General features: G+C 70.0%; 14 protein-coding genes and 2 pseudogenes. 5 read left to right on the top strand and 11 right to left on the bottom strand.

The features are described from left to right. The 4 genes from AC1RSK_RS11400 to AC1RSK_RS11385 form a co-directional block, all read left to right on the top strand. A partial coding sequence (locus AC1RSK_RS11400; protein ID WP_492907648.1) for a hypothetical protein occupies positions 1-514 on the top strand: 514 nt, incomplete at its 5' end. 74 nt (positions 515-588) lie between these two features. Then, positions 589-915 carry a quaternary ammonium compound efflux SMR transporter SugE gene (sugE, locus tag AC1RSK_RS11395; RefSeq protein ID WP_492907647.1) on the top strand — a complete coding sequence of 109 codons (327 nt, stop codon included), beginning with the start codon at positions 589-591 and terminating at the stop codon, positions 913-915. Positions 916-975: 60 nt separating this feature from the next. Further along, positions 976-3,024 (top strand): S9 family peptidase, encoded by a 2,049-nt coding sequence (locus AC1RSK_RS11390; protein ID WP_492907646.1) that lies wholly within the window; start codon positions 976-978, stop codon positions 3,022-3,024. Between the two features lie 71 nt (positions 3,025-3,095). Then, positions 3,096-3,611 (top strand): hypothetical protein, encoded by a 516-nt coding sequence (locus AC1RSK_RS11385; RefSeq protein WP_492907645.1) that lies wholly within the window; start codon positions 3,096-3,098, stop codon positions 3,609-3,611. A 1-nt stretch (position 3,612) separates the two neighbouring features. Here AC1RSK_RS11385 and AC1RSK_RS11380 read toward each other — a convergent pair whose 3' ends face one another. From AC1RSK_RS11380 to rsfS, 8 genes and pseudogenes are all read right to left on the bottom strand, one after another. Next, positions 3,613-4,347, bottom strand: a complete 735-nt coding sequence (locus AC1RSK_RS11380; RefSeq protein WP_492907653.1) for an alpha/beta hydrolase — start codon at positions 4,345-4,347, stop codon at positions 3,613-3,615. A 17-nt stretch (positions 4,348-4,364) separates the two neighbouring features. After that, positions 4,365-5,498, bottom strand: a pseudogene (locus AC1RSK_RS11375) (alpha/beta hydrolase); the annotation flags it as partial. Between the two features lie 24 nt (positions 5,499-5,522). Continuing rightward, positions 5,523-5,993 (bottom strand): annotated as a pseudogene (locus tag AC1RSK_RS11370) (RNA pyrophosphohydrolase); the annotation flags it as partial. Next, a complete protein-coding gene (locus AC1RSK_RS11365) occupies positions 5,990-7,192 on the bottom strand; it encodes a divergent polysaccharide deacetylase family protein (protein ID WP_492907644.1) in 1,203 nt (400 codons plus the stop codon). The pseudogene AC1RSK_RS11370 and the gene AC1RSK_RS11365, both read right to left, overlap by 4 nt. Before the next feature lie 314 nt (positions 7,193-7,506). Next, complete coding sequence (locus AC1RSK_RS11360) at positions 7,507-8,880, bottom strand: S41 family peptidase (protein WP_492907643.1); 1,374 nt, start codon at positions 8,878-8,880, stop codon at positions 7,507-7,509. Positions 8,881-8,964: 84 nt separating this feature from the next. Continuing rightward, positions 8,965-10,008, bottom strand: coding sequence for a murein hydrolase activator EnvC family protein (locus AC1RSK_RS11355; RefSeq protein ID WP_492907641.1), 1,044 nt, complete (start codon positions 10,006-10,008; stop codon positions 8,965-8,967). A 254-nt stretch (positions 10,009-10,262) separates the two neighbouring features. Beyond that, positions 10,263-10,727: a 23S rRNA (pseudouridine(1915)-N(3))-methyltransferase RlmH gene (gene rlmH / locus AC1RSK_RS11350; RefSeq protein ID WP_492907652.1), complete on the bottom strand. Its 465-nt coding sequence runs from the start codon at positions 10,725-10,727 to the stop codon at positions 10,263-10,265. Continuing rightward, entirely contained in the window at positions 10,724-11,119 is a 396-nt protein-coding gene (gene rsfS / locus AC1RSK_RS11345) for a ribosome silencing factor (RefSeq protein WP_492907640.1), read from the bottom strand. Before rsfS ends, rlmH begins: the two co-directional genes overlap by 4 nt. Positions 11,120-11,321: 202 nt before the next feature. On the opposite strand from rsfS, the gene AC1RSK_RS11340 reads away from it, so the two are divergent. Continuing rightward, a complete protein-coding gene (locus tag AC1RSK_RS11340) occupies positions 11,322-13,853 on the top strand; it encodes an ATP-binding protein (RefSeq protein WP_492907639.1) in 2,532 nt (843 codons plus the stop codon). Between the two features lie 22 nt (positions 13,854-13,875). Here the strand turns inward: AC1RSK_RS11340 and AC1RSK_RS11335 are convergent, their stop codons facing one another. The 3 genes from AC1RSK_RS11335 to AC1RSK_RS11325 all read right to left on the bottom strand — a co-directional run bounded on the left by AC1RSK_RS11335 (position 13,876) and on the right by AC1RSK_RS11325 (position 16,571). Further along, a complete protein-coding gene (locus tag AC1RSK_RS11335; protein ID WP_492907638.1) occupies positions 13,876-14,331 on the bottom strand; it encodes a mobile mystery protein A in 456 nt (151 codons plus the stop codon). Between the two features lie 343 nt (positions 14,332-14,674). After that, the gene (locus AC1RSK_RS11330; RefSeq protein WP_492907637.1) at positions 14,675-15,331 is read right to left on the bottom strand and encodes a nicotinate-nucleotide adenylyltransferase; all 657 of its coding nucleotides are present in this window, start codon (positions 15,329-15,331) and stop codon (positions 14,675-14,677) included. Continuing rightward, positions 15,297-16,571 (bottom strand): glutamate-5-semialdehyde dehydrogenase, encoded by a 1,275-nt coding sequence (locus AC1RSK_RS11325; protein ID WP_492907636.1) that lies wholly within the window; start codon positions 16,569-16,571, stop codon positions 15,297-15,299. The genes AC1RSK_RS11330 and AC1RSK_RS11325 overlap by 35 nt, the downstream gene beginning before the upstream one ends. Positions 16,572-16,652 lie beyond the last annotated feature (81 nt).

Genomic DNA, 16,652 nt, shown 5'->3' with positions numbered 1-16,652 from the left:
CCAGGCCTTCGCCCCGCCGCCGCCCCCGCCGCCGCCGCCCCCGCCGCCGGCGGCCCCGACCGAGGCGACCTCGGTGCTGATCAACGACGTGTTCAAGAAGGTCTGCATGCCGCTGGTCCAGGGCGGCGACATCACCAAGCTGGCCCCCGCCTTCGGCATGAAGCTGAAGAAGCGCGACATGGTCTGGGAAAAGACCTGGGCTCAGGGCCTGAAGGTCACGCTGCGCGAGCAGGGCGTGAACAAGAACGTCTGCAACGTCTCGGTCCAGCACACCATCAACGGCCTGGAGCCGACCATCGTCGATCTGCACAACTGGGCGATCTACAACGGCTGGACCCTGGAAGATAACGCCAAGCGGACCACCGACATGGAACGCACCAACCGCAAGTGGTCGCACGTCACCGCCGACAACAAGCGCGAAGACGTCATCCTGATCACCGTCCGCAAGATCGGCGGAACGCCGGTCAACTCCAAGTACGACCAGACCGACGTGGTCTACGCGATCACGCCGTAGGTGTTACGGGCCGGCGGGACGACCCGCCGGCCTTTTCTCCATCTCGGGACGACCCGGCATCTGGGAGACCCCGCATGGCCTGGATCATCCTCGTCATCGCCGGCCTGTTCGAGACCGGCTGGGCCGTTGGCCTGAAATACACCGAAGGCTTTACCCGCCTGTGGCCGACCGTCTGGACGGCCGTCGCCCTGGTCATCTCCATGGTCCTGCTCGGCTGGTCGGTGAAGACCCTGCCGCTGGGCACCGCCTATGCGGTCTGGACTGGGATCGGCGCGGTCGGCACGGTGATCGTCGGCATCCTCCTGTTCAAGGAGCCGGCCACGGTGGCGCGGCTGGTCTGCGTCGGCCTGATCGTCGCCGGCATCGTCGGCCTGAAGATTTTCTCCTCGCCCAGCGCCTGACCGCTTGAAGGCGCGAGGCCGCCGTTCGACAGTCCCTTCTCGACGTCGGACGGGGCCTGCATGAACATCCACACGCGCTGGGCGCTTGCCGCCCTGGTCAGCCTCGCCCTCGCCGCGCCGGCCCTGTCGGCGCCCGCCCTCGCAGCGCCCAAGGGGACGATGAACGAGGAGATCCGGCAGGTGCGCGAGGTCCGCGCCCTGGCTCTGTCGCCCTCCGGCGCCCAGGTGGCGGCGGTGATCAGCGACAGCACGGCCGACGGCGGCAAGACCCACATCTGGCTGCTGCCCGCCTCCGGGGCCGAGGGCCGCCAGCTGACCCGCTCGCCGGCCGACAAGGACGGCGGCGAGGACAGCCCGGTCTGGTCGGCCGACGGCCGCTACCTCTACTTCGCCGCCAGCCGGGCCGAGAGCCGCCGGCTGATGCGCCTGCCGCTGGACGGCGGCGAGGCGCAGCCCTTCCGCCTGGCCCGCAAGGACGAAAAGCTCAGCGCCGGCTGGTCGGTGAAGGCCGAGGGGGTCGAGACCTCGGTGAAAGGCTTCGTCCCCTCGCCGGACGGCAAGTGGCTGGCGGTGACCGCCACCGACGGCGACGACCCCAAGGTCGAGGAGGCCAAGGGCCGCAAGGACGACGCCCGCCGGGTCGGCTTCGAGGACAGCAAGACGCGGCTCTACCTGGTCGACGCCGCCACCGGCGCCGCCCGCGAGATCGCCCTGCCGCTGAACGCCGGAACCCCGACCTGGACGAGTGATTCCAAACGCCTGACCCTCGTCGTCGACCCCGAGAGCGACGACCTCGGCCCGGCCAGCCAGGCTTGGCTGGTCCCCGTCGAGGGCGCCGCTAAACGCCTGGAGGCCGCCCCCGTCACGGTCGGCGCCGCCCGGCTGGCCGGCGAGGCGCTGGTCTACACCGCCCAGTGCCAGGACGACGCCCCGCCCGGATGCTCCGACCTCTATGTCGTCGACAAGGCCGGCGCGGCGCCGCGCAACCTGACCCGGGGCCTCAAGGGCTCGCTGACCGGAGACTTCATCCTGACCCGCGACGGCACGGCGGCGGTGGCGTTGATCGACGTCGGGGTTCAGCAGCGCATCGGCGCCATACCCCTGGCCGGCGGCGAGATCGCCTGGATCGACACCGGCCTGCCGGTCACCAGCGGCCTGTCGGTGGGGCCCGGTCAGAGCGGCTGGACCTTCGTCGCCGGCTCCAGCGTCCAGCCGATGACGCCCTACGTCGTCGGAGCGCTGGGCGACAAACCCGTGAAGCTGACCACCCCGGTCCTCGTCCCGGCCAGTTGGAAGCCGGTCCAGAGCGAACTGATCCGCTGGCAGAGCGACGGCCTGACCATCGAAGGCCTCCTCTACCTGCCGCCCAACGCCAAAGGCAAAGTCCCGCTTATCGTCAACGTCCACGGCGGCCCGGCCGGCACCTTCCTCGACAGCAACTCCAACCTGGTCAACCTGCTGGTTTCCCAGGGCTGGGCGGTGCTGCAGCCCAACCCGCGCGGCGGCACCTCCTACGGGACCGCCTTCCTGGCCGCCAACAAGAACGACATGGGCGGCGGCGACTATCGCGACATCATGGCCGGCGTCGACGCGGTCATCGCCGACTACCCCATCGACGAGAAGAAGATGGCTCTGATCGGCTACAGCTACGGCGGCGAGATGGCCGGCTTCGTGGCCGGCCGCACCGACCGCTTCAAGGCCCTGGTCAGCGGCGCGCCGGTCATCGACCAGTTCAGCGAGTACGGCACCGAGGACTCCAGCTGGTATGACCGCTGGTACTACGGCCTGCCCTGGCGCAATTTCCAGGACGCCTGGCGTCAGAGTCCCTTGTCCACCGCCCACAAGGCCACCACGCCCTTCCTGCTGCTGCAGGGCGAGGACGACACCACCGACCCGCCCGGCCAGGCCTGGGAGATGTACCGCGCCCTGCGGCAGGAGGGCGTGCCGGTCGAGCTGATCCTCTACCCGCGCGCCAACCACGGCGTGCTGGGCGGCGCCTTCTCCGGCCGGGTCAGCCGCGAGCCCTGGCATGGGGTCGATCTGCGGCGGCGCATGATCAACTTCATCCAGGGCGCCTTCGACGGCGAGAAGATCCCTAAGGCGGAGTAGCCCCCGGTTTTGGGGCTGACCGCCAGCGGTGATCGGCGCTCATCTGGACCCCTCTTGAAAGGGAGTCCGCCATGCGTTCGTTGATCCTGGCCGCCGCCATCGCCGGCCTCGCCCTGCCGGCCGTCGCCCAGACGCCGGTCGATGAGCTGACCGGCTTCAGCCAGGGCGTGCAGGCCTGTCGGATCCTCGTCGAGGGCGGTGGAACGGCCGCCGCCAGGAAGGCCGGCGGGCTGGTCGACGGGCCGCCCGAGCCGGTCGGCCTGCAGAGCTACTTCTTCAAGGATGCGGTTCGGGTCGACTGGTGGGTGCGGCCGGTGACGGCCGGCCGGGTTCATGTCGGCTACGATCCGGCCGCCAACAAGTGCCGGGTCTTCCTGATGGCCGTCACCCGCCGTGACGCCGCCCAGCGGGCGCGGGACGCCCTGCCGCCGGGCTGGTTCGCCTATGAGGACGGCAAGACCTGGGTCCGGCGACGGGACGACGGCACCCTCTCCGTCCTGACCATCCTGCCGGGCGACGAGAGCAAGGGCATTGGGCCCAACACCCTCGCGGCCATGGCCCACCTCTGGCACAACACGGCGGAGTAGGTCAGGCGGCCTTCGAGAGCTTGCCGTCCAGCCAGGTCAGGCAACGGGCGGCGACGGCCTCCCAGCCGGGTTCGCCGGGCAGCCAGTGGCTCATGTCCTCGAAGATCACCGCCTCGCCGCCCATCCGTTGGGCGGTCTGGCGGATGGTGACCGGCGGGTGGATGACATCCTTGCCGCCGGCCATGGCCAGAACCGGCAGGCCGGGCTTGCTCGAGACCTGGGTGGTCATGAAGGGGTCCAGCCACCAGTTCAGCGTTTCCCACAGGGCCCGGCCGCTCTCCGGAACCATGCGGGCGAAGGCGGCGTCGCGGGCGGCCTTGTCCAGGCGGTCGAGGCTGTAGCTGTGGGCCAGGGTGCGGTCGGGGGTGATCGACTGCAGCCAGAAGGGGCCCAGCGCATAGAGGCTGACGGCGCTCGCCCCCTCCTCCATGGTCGAGCCGTAGACGCCCCAGGGGGCCGACGGGGCCAGCAGCACCAGGGCCGACAGCCGGGCCTTGCCGGCCGCCATCTGAGCGACCAGGCCGCCGAGCGAATGGCCGATCAGCACCGGCGGCGTCTCGCAGGCGGCGCAGACGGCGGCGATGTGGTCGGCGTAGTCGCTCATCGACTTGCCGGCCGGGTCCGCGCCCGGTGAATGGCCGGGCAGGTCGGGGGTCAGCACGGTGTGGCCGGCCGCCTCGAAAGACGTCTTGAAGTCATCCCAGATCCAGCCGCCGCAGAAGGCGCCGTGGACCATGACGATCGGCGGCAGGCTCAAGACTTCGGCTTCGCGGCCGGCTTCTTGGCCGCCGGTTTCTTGGCGGGGGCCTTGGCCTTGGGCGCGGGCTTGGCGGCCGCTTTCGGGGCGGCGGCCTTCGCGGCGGCCGGCTTCTTGGCCACGGGCTTGGGCGCCGGTTCAGCCTTGGCCTTGGCCGCCGCTTTCGGTTTGGCGGCGGCCTTCTTGGCCGGGGCCTTGGCGACGGGCGGGGGAGCAACCGGTTCCACGACGGCCGGCGCGGGCGCGGGCTTCACGGCCGGCTTGGCTTTGGCCGCGGCCTTCGGCTTGGCTGGCGCCGCCTTCTTCGCGGCCGGCGCTTTTGCCTTGGCGGCCGGGGCCTTCACGGCCGGCGGATCGGCGGTCAGGCCCTTGCTGTCCAGCCAGGCGGCGATGTCGGCGATCACCTGGTCGGTGCCGGGCTCGTCGACGATCCAGTGGGCGTTGTTGGGGTATTCCAGATAGTCGCCGCCGACCCGGCCGTACTTGGCCCCGACCCGGCGCACGTCGGCGATCGGGGTGGCGCGATCCTTGGCGCCGCCGATGGTCAGGAGCGGGATGGTGACCTTGCTCTCGTCGATGGTGGCGATCCGGTGCTCGTCCTTATCCGGATAGGCGATGTCGTTGTAGACCGCGCCGCTGTCGTAGACGGCGGTGGCGTAGATCTCGGCATGGCGGGCGGCGGGCACGCGGTTGAGCACGCCCCATTTGAAGCCGGTCGGCCATATCTTGTGCGGCTTGGTCTCCGGCTTGCCGGAGAACAGGATGTTGCCGAAGGTCACGGCCTGGGCCAGCGAGCTGCCGCTGCGCGCATCGGCCGGCGAGGCGGGGGTCAGCAGGACGGCGGCCCGGCCGACGCCGCGCTCGGCCAGCTTCTGGACGATCAGCCCGCCCATCGAATGGCCCATCAGCACCGGCGGCTGGCCGGTCTCGGCCTCCAGCTGGCGGGCGAGGGCCTCCATGTCGTCGACATAGTCCTTGAGGCGGATCAGCGGCAGGTCGGCCGGCGGCTTGCCGACGGTGCGCTTGTCAGGACGCAGGGTCGGGGCCTCGACCCGCCAACCCTTGGCGCGGAAGGCCGGCGCCAGCCGATCGAAGGCCTGGCCCGTCGCGCCCACGCCATGGATCATCAGGATCGCACCACTCATCGCCGTCTCCGCATATTGTCTGAAAGCTTCGACGACCTGGTCATAGGCCGCGCGCTTGAACGGTACGATGAGCCCGGGCGCCTCGTCGAGTCGCGCCCATCGCCAGGCGTCGAACTCGGGCGTTCCGTGCGCATCCAGCCGAACCTCCTTGTCCTTACCCGTGAAACGCATGGCGAACCACACCTGCTTCTGGCCGGTCCAGCCCTTGGTGAACTTCGAGCCGCGCGCGTAGTGGGGAAAGTCGTAGACGATCCAGCCCTCGGTGCGGCCGAGGACCTTGGCCGAGGTGATGCCGGTCTCCTCCGCCAGCTCGCGGCGGGCGGCGGCCTCGAAGTCCTCGCCGGGGTCGACGCCACCCTGCGGGAACTGCCAGCGATGCGCCGCATCGGTACTAGCGCGCCGGCCCAGCCAGACGCGGCCATCGCGATGGAACAGGACGACCCCGACGTTGGGGCGATGCTTGGGAAATGAGTCGGTCAACGTCCGCTGAGTAGAGCAGACGCCGGCGCCAGCTGGAAGCCGCGCGCTTCAAGCGACCGCGTCCAGATCGCCGCGCTCTCGACCGTCACCGGCCAGGCGTACCCGGAGCCCATGGCGTGGCCGTTGCTGCGGGCGCCGGCTTCCAGCGCCGCGAACTGGCGGACGATGGCTTCGGCCGACAGGTCTTCATCGACGACGCGGTCGGCGCTGGCGCGGGGCGGCCCCATGCCTTTGCGGGCCCCCAGGCCGTCGTCGATGAAGGCGACGCCGCGTTGTTTGAGCACGCCGCTGAAGCTGGCCATGGCGGGCTGAGAGGCCATGAAACGGCCGCCCTGGTAGTTGGTGAGGCCGAAGTAGCCGCTGGCCCGTGACAGCACCCATTCGGTCTTCTTGACGATCTCGCCCGGCGCCCCGCCGGCCAGCAGGGTGTAGGGCCCCGGGTCGTTCTGCGGATAGTTGTTGGGCTCCATCGGCGTCTCCAGCAGCACCTCATGGCCGTGGGCGCGGGCCAGGTCGATCCAGCCCTGCAGGCCCTCGGCATAGGAGGCGAAGGACAGGGTCACTTCCGGCGGCAGCAGTTCGATGGCGCGTCGGGTGATGGTGGGTTCGAGGCCCAGGCCGCCGATGATCAAGGCCACCTTGGGCTTGCCGTTGGCCGTGAACGGACGGGCGTAGGCCTGCCAGGGCTTGCGGCCGTCGCCGCCGATGACTGGCAGGACGGTGTCGCCGGGGCCGGGACCGGTCAGGCCAGAAAACGGCGCCTGGGCCAGGGCCCCGACGCCGGCGGCCATCGGCACGCCGGCGCCTTCGAGGCGTCCGCCCTCGGGCAGGGTGATGATCGCCGAGCCGCCGATCATGCCGTTGTCGGCCAGTTGGATGGGCTCGTCGGAAAGGGTCAGCTCGTCGGTGGTGACCAGGGGGGCCTCGCCCTCGTCGACCAGGGCTTCCTTCCAGCCGGGCACGTCGGAGCCGGCCTGGGCGGCGTGGGCCAGCGACAGCCGCACGACCGGTGTCCCGGCCTTGGCGTCGCCCATCACCAGGATCAGGATGATCAGGGTCAGCAGGAACAGCAGCCCGGCCCCGCCGGCGCTGAGCCAGGGGTTGTTGGCCACGCGCAGGGCGATGGCGCGCGCCTGCCCGGCCTTGCTGGCCGGTCGGGCGGGAGGCGTATGCGGAATCTGCGGCTTGCGCGAGAACATGGGCGGACGGCGCCGGAGGTAAGGAAAGGGTCCGCTGAAGGTGGACGACTATGGTTAATGAACCATGCAACTCCCTTCTCCCGCTTGCCGGGAGAAGGTGGCCCCGAAGGGGCCGGATGAGGGCAGCGCCGGCCCCTCCACAACCATCACCGTCATCCTAGGCCTTGTGCCTAGGACCCACCGTTCAGCCGCCGCGAGCTTTTGCCATGGAGGCGCGGCCGCGCCTCCACCCCACGGTTCGTGCGAGCGGACGCGTGGGTCCTAGGGACAAGCCCTAGGATGACGACGGTGGGGTGGCCGGAAAGGCCAGCGCTCTACTTCTTCGGAACCGACCCCGGCTTGGGAGCCACCGAGGCGATCTTCGGGGCGGGGGCCGGAAGCTTGGGCGTGGCCTGCACCGAGCCGTACTTCAGAACCTCGATGGCGCGGGCCAGCTGGAAGTCCTTCTTGTCGTCGAAGCTGGTCGGCGGGGCCTCGGCCGGGCTGTGGGCCTCGCGGCGCACCTTGCCTTCCTCGGCGTTCAGCGAGTTGCGCAGGGACGCTTCGCTGAACTGGAAGGAGCGGTTGGCGATCAGTTCGGCCTGCTCGCGGGTGGCGGCGACCTCGAGGTCCGGCTCGATGCCGGTCTTCTGGATCGAACGGCCGGCCGGGGTGTAGTAGCGGGCGGTGGTCAGCTTGACCGCCCCGTCGCCCTGGCCGGGCAGGGCGATGACCGACTGCACCGAGCCCTTGCCGAAGCTGGTCAGGCCGACGATCTCGGCCCGCTTGCGATCCTGCAGGGCGCCGGCGACGATCTCGGCGGCGCTGGCCGAGCCGTTGTCGACCAGCACCACCACCGGCAGGCCGTTCAGCAGGTCGCCCGCCTGGGCGTTGTAGCGTTCGATGTCCTTGGGATCGCGGCCGCGCTGGCTGACCACCTCGCCGCCGTCGAGGAAGATGTCGGCCACCCCGACCGCCTGGTCGAGCAGCCCGCCCGGATTGCGGCGCAGGTCGAAGACCAGGCCCTTCATCTTCGGGTTCTTTTTCTGCAGGTCCTTGATCGCCGCCTGCGTCTCCTCGGTGGCGTTCTCGTTGAACGAGCTCAGCCGCACATAGCCGTAGTCGCCCTCCACGCGGGAGGTGACGACCTTCTGCTTGATCACTTCGCGCACCAGGGTGACGTCGAAGGGGTCGGACTTCTCGCGGGCGATCGACAGCACGACCTTCTCGCCGGGCTTGCCGCGCATCTGCTTGACGGCTTCCGAAACCGGCAGGCCCAGCACGCTCTCGCCGTTGACGGCGGTGATGAAGTCGCCGGGCTTGAGGCCGGCGCGGTCGGCCGGGGTGTTGTCCATCGGCGAGACGATCTTGACGACCCCGTCCTCGCTGGTGATCTCGATGCCCAGCCCGCCGTATTCACCGCGGGTGGTTTCCTGCATGTCCTGGAAGGCTTCGCCGTTCAGGTAGCCCGAGTGCGGGTCGAGCGAGGAGAGCATGCCCTCCATGGCCGCCTCGATCAGCTTCTTCTCATCGACCTCGACGACGTACTGCTTCTCGGCCATCTCCAGCACGTTGCCGAAGACTTCCAGCATCCGGTAGGTCTCGGACTTGGGCCGGGCGGTCGCCTGGGCCTGCTGGCTGATATAGGCCATCGAGCCGGCGCCCAGGACGAAGGCGCAGCCGCCGATCAGAAGATGCTTCTTGAACATGACCAACCTTAAAGGGCTCCAATGCGGCGCCTTGAGGGCCGCGACACGCAACAAAACTATCCCTGCTGAACAGGAATATATCTCTTAACGCGCCGACAGCCAGCGGGCTGGATCCATCGGGGCCCCATCGCGCCGGAGCTCAAGATACAGCTCCGAAGCGCCGGGCGCACTTGCGGCCATGCGTCCCACCGGCTGGCCCGCCGTCACCGGGCTGCCGGCCGGAACCGTCGCCTGGTCCAGACCGGCCAGCACCAGATGGAAGCCGGTCTGTGTCCGGATGATCAGGATGACCCCCCAACCGGTCACCGGCCCAGCGAATTCAACCCGCCCTTGAACCGGACTGACCACTTCGCCGCCGGAAGGCGCGCGCAGCCATAGCCCGGGCGAGGCCGGCGCCTGGTAACCGCGCACCACCTGGCCCTCGACGGGCCGCCGCAGGGTCCCGGGGCCTTCGCCGGAGGCGCGGCGGGGGAAGCTGTCGACCAGGACGCCGGGGGAGCCCAGTTCGCGGCCGGCCGCCTGGGCGGTGCCCGGATAGCGGGCCTCGATCGCCTGCTGCTGGGCCAGCAGCCGTTCCAGGTCGCCCCGGCGGCCGGCGACGCGGCTCTCGGCGGTGAACAGCGAGGCGCTGGCCCCGGCCGCCTGGCGGCGCAGGTTGGAGATCTCGCGGGCCTCGACGGCGTAGGAGCGGGCGCGGCGCTCCAGCTCCGGGGTCATGGCCCGCATCAGGATGGCGGCCCGCACCGCGTCGCGGGCGTCGTCGGGCCGGACCAGCAGGGCCGGCGGCGGATCGCGCCGGAACAGGGTCAGGGCGGCGAGAAGGCCGCCCAGGCGCGAACGCTCGCGGCCCATCTGGGCGGTCAGGGCGGTCTCGCGGGTGTTGAGCAGGCTGAGGCGTTCGCGGGCGGCGTCGACGTCGCGGCCGCCCTGGGCCTGGCTGGAGGCGATGCGGCGCAGCTCCTCGCGCAGGGCGGCGATCTCCTGGCGGGCGGCGTCCTGGCTCTCGGGACTGCCGGGGCCGATGATCAGCATGGCCCGCGGCGACGGCGCATCAGCCGGCTCCTGCGCCACGCTGGCGGCGGCGAGGGCGGAGAGCGCTAGAACGGTGGCGAGGGCGAGGGGGCGCATTCGCCATCAGCTTTACACAGTTCCTCCCTCGGCGCGAAGCGGCGGGGGAGGGGGACCGCCGGCCCGACTCAGGGCCGGTGGTGGAGGGGGCAGCGCCGGCTTGTCAGGAGAAGGCGCGTTCTGGCGTGGTCGAAACAGCTGCGTTCATGACAAACCCGATCCGCCGGCGCTGCCCCCTCCACCACCGCCGCTAAGTCGCGGCGGCGGTCCCCCTCCCCCGTCAGGCCTCCGGCCTGCCGGAGGAGGAACTGTCGCTAATCCCGATGGTAGGGAGACCCCGCCAATATCGTCACCGCCCGGTACACCTGCTCGGCCAGCATCATCCGCGCCATCGCATGCGGCCAGGTCTGCGGCCCGAAGGCCAGGGTCTCGTTCGCCGCGCCGAGCACCGACGGATCCAGCCCGTCTGCGCCACCAATGATAAGAACCAGCCGCCGCGTCCCCCCGTCGCGCAGTCCGGCCACCCGGCCCGCGAAGGCGCGGCTGGTCCAGGCCTTGCCGTGCTCGTCGCAGGCAATGACATGGGCGTCCTTCAGATGGGGATGAAGCACCTCGGCCTCGGCGGCCTTGCCGGGTTTGCGGGCCTCGACCTCGATGATCTCGACCGGACCCAGGCCCAGCGCCCGGCCGGAAGCCGTGGCCCGCTGGGCGTAGTCGGCGGCGAGGGCGGCCGCGGGGTCTCGCCCCAGCCGCCCCACCGTCAGCAGCGTGACTTTCAGTTGGCCGCCTTGATGTGGTTGGAGTCGACCGACCAGATCTTCTCGATGTTGTAGAAGGTCCGCACTTCCGGCCGGAACAGGTGGACGACGACGTCACCGGCGTCGATCAGCACCCAGTCGCAGTGCGGCAGGCCCTCGACCCGGGCGCGGCCATGGCCGTTGTCCTTCAGCGTGCGCAGCACATGGTCGGCCAGCGCGCCGACATGGCGGTGCGAACGGCCGGACGCCACGATCATGGAATCCGCCATCGGGCTTTTGCCCTTCAGGTCGATGAGGACAATCTCTTGAGCCTTATCGTCGTCCAGCTTGGACAGGATCAGCTCTTCGAGCGAGCCCGGACGGGGCTCCTCGGTGGAGGCCGGGATAACGGCTTCCTGCGCCTGGGGCGCCAACTCGCGATTCAGCGGAGTGCTCCTTGTTCTCTCTCGCTACAAAAAGGAGCCATAGCAGGTTTTACGGCCTCCGTCAGGGCGCCTGATTCGGAGCGCTGCAAACGGCCCCCCGGGACAGTCCGTCGCATGCCGTGCAAGACCGGCCGCTGCCCGTTCTGGTCAAACCAAATCTAAACACAAGGGCGGCTAAAAAGTCCGCCTGATGAACGCCAGAACGACGTCCATTTCCCGCCGGTTCCTGATCAGCGTCGGCCTGCTGTCGATTGTGGTCACCCTGATCGCCTTCGGGGCCGCCTTCGTCGCCTTCCAGCAGGAGCTGGAGCGGCGCGAGATCGCCTACCTGCGCGACTACGTCACCCAGCGGGCCAATCAGGAAGAGCGCCGGTTCACCGACCTGGCCGACCTGCACCGCGACGCCGGCGCGGCCATGAAGGTCCGCATGGCCAAGCTGACCGACGCCGAGACCGACGGCCTGTTCGACCTCTACTTCCCGCTGCGGGCCGACGGCACCCGCCGCAGCCGCGACGCCGCCTTCGACGGCATGGCCAAGGCCGACGGCGACTACCTGTACGGCGTCGGCGCCTTCATCAAGGACGGCAAGCATGTCCCGATGGTCGAGAAGAAGGCCCTGGTCGCCGCCTTCCAGGTGGTGCCGCGCTTCGGCGAGGCGGCGGTCACCCGCTACGACAACTTCTACTTCTTCACCCCGGGCGCCCGGCTGGTGATGTTCGCGCCCAGCCGGCCCGACCGGCTGATGTTCTATCGCCATCAGGCCCCGGCCGACCTCGACATCTCTGGCGAGGAGATGAGCAAGATCACCGGCATGGCGCTCAACCCGGCGCGCAGCATCCGCTGCACCAGCCTGCAGCGGCTGTTGCAGGACAATGTCGGCGAGCGGCTGGCGACCGGCTGCATGACGCCGGTCGATGTCGAGGGCAGGCACCTGGGGGCGTTCGGCTCGTCGATCGAGCTGTCGGGCTATTTCATGCGGGCCATCCGCGACACCAGCCGCGGCGCGGTCAACCTGATCACCACCGGCTCGGGCGAGCTGATCGCCTATCCGGGCTTCGCCACCCCCGGCAAGGCGCCGGAGGCGACCCTGGCGGCCTACGAGAAGGACATGGGGCTGAAGGCCCTGGTGGGGTCGATCAAGGCGCAGCACAGTCCCCGCGGCGTGGTCCGCAGCCAGGACGGCAAGTACATCATCGCCTACGGCAAGCTGCGCGGGCCCGACTGGTATTTCCTGATCCGCTATCCGGCCAGCGCCGTGACCATGGCCGCCGCCAAGTCGGCGGCCTGGATCCTGCTGCTAGGCGTCGTGGCCGCCGTCCTGCAGGCCCTGCTGGTCATGGGCATGGCCCGCAAGGCCATCGGCCGGCCGCTGCAGAAGCTGGCCGAGTTCGCCGACACCCGCCGCCGCGACCCGCAGGGCCCGGCGCCGGCCGAGGAGACGGCCGAGCTCGCGGCCATCGAGGGCCGGCCCGACGAGATCGGCGCCCTGGCCCGGGCCCTCAAGGCCGCCCGCGCCGAGGCCGGCCAGGTGATGGCCGAGCTGGAGGACCGCGTCCTGGCCCGCACCGCCGAGCTGGAACGCGCCAACCAGGAGAAGTCCCGCTTCCTGGCCAACATGAGCCACGAACTGCGCACGCCGCTGAACGGGGTGGTCGCCGTCTCCGAGACCCTGGCCCGCGAACAGACCACGGCCCGCGGCAAGGAGCTGGCCGAGCTGATCTCCTCCTCCGGCCGCCTGCTGGAACAGGTGCTGACCGACATCCTCGACTTCTCCAAGATCGAGGCCGGCGAGCTGCGGCTGGAGATGGGGGTGTTCGACGCCCAGACCCTGGTCAACCGCATCGGGGCCCTGCATGCCGAGGCGGCGGCGACCAAGGGCCTGACCCTGGAATGGAGCGTCGATCCGGACGCCGACGGCGCCTGGCGGGGCGACGCGGTGCGCATCACCCAGATCCTCTCCAACCTGCTGTCCAACGCCGTCAAGTTCACCGACCGGGGCAGTGTCACACTCCATGTCGCCCGCCGCGAGACGGGCCTGACCTTCGGGGTCAGCGACACCGGCATCGGCTTCGATTCCGAGGCCGCCGCCCGCCTGTTCCGCCGCTTTGAACAGGCCGACGCCTCGATCACCCGGCGCTTCGGCGGCACGGGCCTGGGCCTGGCCATCTGCCGCTCGCTGGCCGAGCTGATGGGCGGCGCCATCCAGGCCATCTCCAACCCGGGCGAGGGCTCGACCTTCATGGTCATTCTGCCCCTGGAGCCGGCCGAGGCCGGCGCCGAAGGCGAGGCCGCCGCGCCCGCCGCCGAGGCCGAGGTCGCCGGCGTCCATGTGCTGCTGGCCGAGGACCACCCGACCAACCAGCGGGTCGTGCGCCTGATCCTGGAGGCCGCCGGCGTGCGCCTCGACGTCGTCGAGACCGGCGTCGCCGCCCTCGAACGGCTCAGCGTCCAGGCCTACGACGTGGTGCTGATGGACATGCAGATGCCGGAGATGGACGGCCTGACCGCCACCGCCCTGCTGCGCGAGCGCGAACGGACCCTGGGCATCCCCCGCACGCCGGTGATCATGCTGACCGCCAACGCCCTGGACGAGCACGTCCGGGCCAGCCTGACGGCCGGCGCCGACGCCCACCTCTCCAAACCGGTGCGGGCCGACAGCCTGCTGGCGGCGGTGTCGGCGGCGCTGGAGCCGATCGAGCCCGAGTTGGCCGCGGCGGGTTAGCGCTGCTCGGTATTCAAGTCCGTCACGGCTCGTCCCAAAGTCGGGCCGGTCGTTGCTTGAACTGGATAACCAGCGCGTCGCGCGCGTTCCGGCGGATCACCAGGTCAGGCACGGCCTGATCTTCGAGCCGCATGGTCTGCTCGACGGCGGCGAGCTGGCGGTCGGCGAGTTTCGTTGCCCGCTCCTCGATCGTTTCCCCGAGCGGCTTGATGGGCACGAAGGCATAGACGACCCTGCAGCCCATGGCCTCGGCGGCCCGTTCGAGGCTGTGCAGGCTGATGTTTCCGTGAAGCTCGGCCTTCTCCATTTCCGTGATGCGAGGCTGGGTGACGCCGATCCGCTTGGCGAGCTGAGCGGTGGTCATTCCGAGCGCATCGCGAATGGCCCGAATCCAGCCGCGCGAGGGCCGCGTCGCCTGCTCGAGAGCGGGGCGAAGTTCGGCGAAGCGACGGTCGAGCTGTTGTGAGGGCGTTATCACAAAATCAGAAATATCTGATTTAACTGGTGATTGTCAATCAGAAATATCTGATCGCTATTCGTATAAAAAATCAGAAATATCTGATCATCTTGGCTTGATTCAATATGTCTAGACATATTGGCGAGGTTCCCGAGCCCCTCCGGGGCTGCATCCGCCAGACCGTCACCAGCAAGGGCACATGCCGACCCACATCCAGCAACAGTCGACCACCGTTCCGGCCAACCGCGCGGACTACATTCGCTGACCCTCGACCATTCGAAAGAAGCCATATTTCAAAGGGTTTTGAAGAAACGCCGGCTGGCGGGCCGAGCGCTTGGTATAATGTTGGTCCGCTTCGATAAGCCTACCGCCCGGCCCGCATCCGCTCCCGCATGGCCGTCGAGGAGGCGAAGTTGAACGGGCCGCGCAGATAGACCCAGGCCGGCGTCTTCATGGTGGCCAGCAGCGGCGCTTCACGGGCCGGCCGGCGGTAGTGGGCGAAGCGGCGGGCGGCGGGCGACAGCCGCGCCTTCAGCGAGGCCCAGGGGCGCGAGACGACGGCGACCGGCACCTCCCGCATCAGCTGGGTCCAGCCGCGCCAGCGGTGGACGTCCTTCAGGCTGTCGGCGCCCATGATCCAGACGAAGTGGACGCCGGGATAGCGAGCTTTCAGGAGGCGCAGGGTGTCGATGGTGTACTGCGACCCCAGGCGGGTCTCGATGTCGCTGACCATCATCTGCGACCCGCCGACGGCCTTGCTCACCTCGGCCAGGCGCTGCTTCAGGGGGGCGGTGTCCTTCGAGGCCTTCAGCGGGTTCTGCGGCGAGACCAGCCAGATGACCCGGTCCAGGCCCAGCCGGGTGATGGCCGTGCGGGCGACGTGGAGGTGACCTTCATGCACCGGATTGAACGAGCCGCCGTAGAGGCCCACGCGCATTCCGGGCTTGAGGACGAAACCCGTCCGGAGGGCGGCCGGGCGGCCGGCCTCAGGGACGAGTCTGGCCGGACCCGCGAACCACATATTTGAATGTCGTCAATTGTTCCGCGCCCACCGGTCCCCGGGCGTGCAGCCGGTCCGTGGCGATGCCGATCTCCGCGCCGAATCCAAACTCTCCCCCGTCGGCGAACTGGGTGGAGGCGTTGACCAGGACGATGGCGCTGTCGACCTGCGCGATGAACTGTTCGGCCGCCGCCGGATCTTCGGTGACGATGGCGTCGGTGTGGCCCGAGCCGTAGGCGGCGATGTGGCGGGCGGCGCCGGCCACCCCGTCGACGATGGCGACGCTGAGGATGGCGGCCTGGTATTCGGTGGTCCAGTCGGCCGTGGTGGCGGCCTTCATCGAGGGTTCGATGGCTCGCGCCGCCGCATCGCCGCGCAGTTCGCAGCGCTCGCGGATCAGGGCGTCGGCGATCGGCGGCAGCAGGCGCTCGGCGGCGGCCTTGTCGATCAGCAGGGTCTCGGCCGCGCCGCAGACGCTGACCCGGCGAAGCTTGGCGTTGACGACGATCTGGACAGCCTTGGCCACATCGGCCGCCGCATGGACGAAGACATGGTTGAGGCCTTCCAGGTGGCCCAGCACCGGGGCCCGCGCCTCGGCCTGCACCCGCGCCACCAGGCCCTTGCCGCCGCGCGGGATGATCAGGTCGACCTGGTGGTCCAGGCCGGACAGCAGTTCGCCGACGGCGTCGCGGTCGGTGGTGCGGACGATCTGCACGGCGCTCTCGGGCAGGCCGGCGGCGCGCAGGCCGGTGGCGACGCAGGCGTGGATCGCCAGGTTGCTGGTGATGCACTCCGACCCGCCGCGCAGGATGACGGCGTTGCCGGCCCGCACACAGAGGGCGGCGGCGTCGGCGGTGACGTTGGGCCGGCTCTCATAGATCATCGCCACCACCCCGATGGGCGTGCGCACCCGGGCGATGTCGAGGCCGTTGGGCCGGGTCCAGCGGGCGATCTCGGCCCCGACGGGATCGGGAATGGCGGCGACGGTCTCGAGGGCGAGGGCCAGATCCTCGACCCGGCCCTCGTCCAGCATCAGCCGGTCGAGCAACGGGCCGGCCACCCCGGCGGCCTTGGCGGCGGTCAGGTCGCGGGCGTTGGCGGCCAGGATGGCGCCGGCCCCGTCGCGGATGGCGGCGGCCATGGCGGCGATCGCCGCCGTGCGCTGCTCGGGCGTAGCGAGCCGCAGGGCGCGCGCGCCTTCGCGCGCCGCCCGGCCCATGGCCAGCATCCTGCCCCGCAATGTCTGGCCCGCGTCGTCCATCCGCTCCGTATCCGGATTTGCTCGCGGTGAGCATTAGCGGGTTTGGCTCCGAGTGGATAGCGGCAAGGCCGGAGAGATCGG

The sequence above is a fragment of the Caulobacter sp. GW821-FHT11A05 genome, assembly GCF_058809015.1.
This window is presented reverse-complemented; position numbering and strand designations above follow the sequence as displayed.

Bases quoted from the DNA above. Each gene is read 5' to 3' on its own strand.
- AC1RSK_RS11340 (WP_492907639.1), top strand. From the start codon at position 11,322: ATGAACGCCAGAACGACGTCCATTTCCCGCCGGTTCCTGATCAGCGTC.
- AC1RSK_RS11325 (WP_492907636.1), bottom strand. From the start codon at position 16,571: ATGGACGACGCGGGCCAGACATTGCGGGGCAGGATGCTGGCCATGGGC.
- AC1RSK_RS11380 (WP_492907653.1), bottom strand. From the start codon at position 4,347: ATGGTCCACGGCGCCTTCTGCGGCGGCTGGATCTGGGATGACTTCAAG.
- AC1RSK_RS11360 (WP_492907643.1), bottom strand. From the start codon at position 8,880: ATGTTCAAGAAGCATCTTCTGATCGGCGGCTGCGCCTTCGTCCTGGGC.
- sugE (WP_492907647.1), top strand. From the start codon at position 589: ATGGCCTGGATCATCCTCGTCATCGCCGGCCTGTTCGAGACCGGCTGG.
- AC1RSK_RS11390 (WP_492907646.1), top strand. From the start codon at position 976: ATGAACATCCACACGCGCTGGGCGCTTGCCGCCCTGGTCAGCCTCGCC.
- AC1RSK_RS11355 (WP_492907641.1), bottom strand. From the start codon at position 10,008: ATGCGCCCCCTCGCCCTCGCCACCGTTCTAGCGCTCTCCGCCCTCGCC.
- AC1RSK_RS11365 (WP_492907644.1), bottom strand. From the start codon at position 7,192: ATGTTCTCGCGCAAGCCGCAGATTCCGCATACGCCTCCCGCCCGACCG.
- AC1RSK_RS11330 (WP_492907637.1), bottom strand. From the start codon at position 15,331: ATGTGGTTCGCGGGTCCGGCCAGACTCGTCCCTGAGGCCGGCCGCCCG.
- AC1RSK_RS11385 (WP_492907645.1), top strand. From the start codon at position 3,096: ATGCGTTCGTTGATCCTGGCCGCCGCCATCGCCGGCCTCGCCCTGCCG.